The sequence below is a fragment of the Peribacillus sp. NPDC056705 genome (genome assembly GCF_043656335.1).
Window position 1 is genome coordinate 1 of sequence record NZ_JBHTYI010000176.1, and the last position, 799, is coordinate 799.

The 799-nt window shown below is 50.3% G+C and carries 1 pseudogene (cut by a window edge); it reads left to right on the top strand.

The features are described 5' to 3' along the window. Nucleotides 1–799 (top strand): annotated as a pseudogene (locus tag ACFRAK_RS28660) (ribonuclease J) (its annotated part continues 568 nt past the right edge of the window); the annotation flags it as partial.

Below are 799 nucleotides of genomic sequence, written 5' to 3' on the forward strand. Positions count from 1 at the left end.
CCGTTATCTCATCGATAACAAACATAAAGTAAAGGGGTTATTCCTCACGCATGGTCATGAGGATCATATCGGTGCCATCCCCTATGTGTTGCGCCAGATTCAAATGCCGATATACGGGGGGCCTTTGACCATCGGTCTCGTGCGTGCCAAGTTGGAAGAGCATCGTCTGTTGGATCAAAGTGATCTGCGCATATTCCATGAAGACGAAACGTTCACCTTCCGCAATCTATCGGTCCACTTCTTCAGAACCACTCACAGCATTCCGGATTGTTTCGGAATTGTTGTTGAGACACCTTACGGACCGGTCGTACATACCGGCGACTTTAAGTTTGACTTCACGCCGGAGGACAAGCCTGCTAACCTGCACAAAATTATGCAGATCGGCAAGAAGGGCGTACTGGCACTCATGGCCGACAGTACGAATAGTGAGCGTGACGGGTTCACTCCGTCTGAACGTACCGTTGGTAACTCGATCCTCAAACAATTCCAGGAGTGTCCTGGACGAATATTGTTTGCCACATTTGCGTCGAATGTCCATCGTTTGCAGCAGGTGGTCGAAGCTGCCATCCGTACCGGACGAAAGATCGCTATCGTCGGACGCAGCATGGAAAAAGTATTTGTTATCGGCCAGGAGCTTGGATATATCCGGGTTCCTGACGGCATGCTGATCGATGTCAAAGCCGTTAACCGCTACCGTGACGAACAAGTGCTGATTATCTGTACAGGTAGCCAGGGTGAGCCTAATGCGGCATTAACCCGGATCGCATCAGGGGCGCATCGTTCAATTTCAATTCATCCG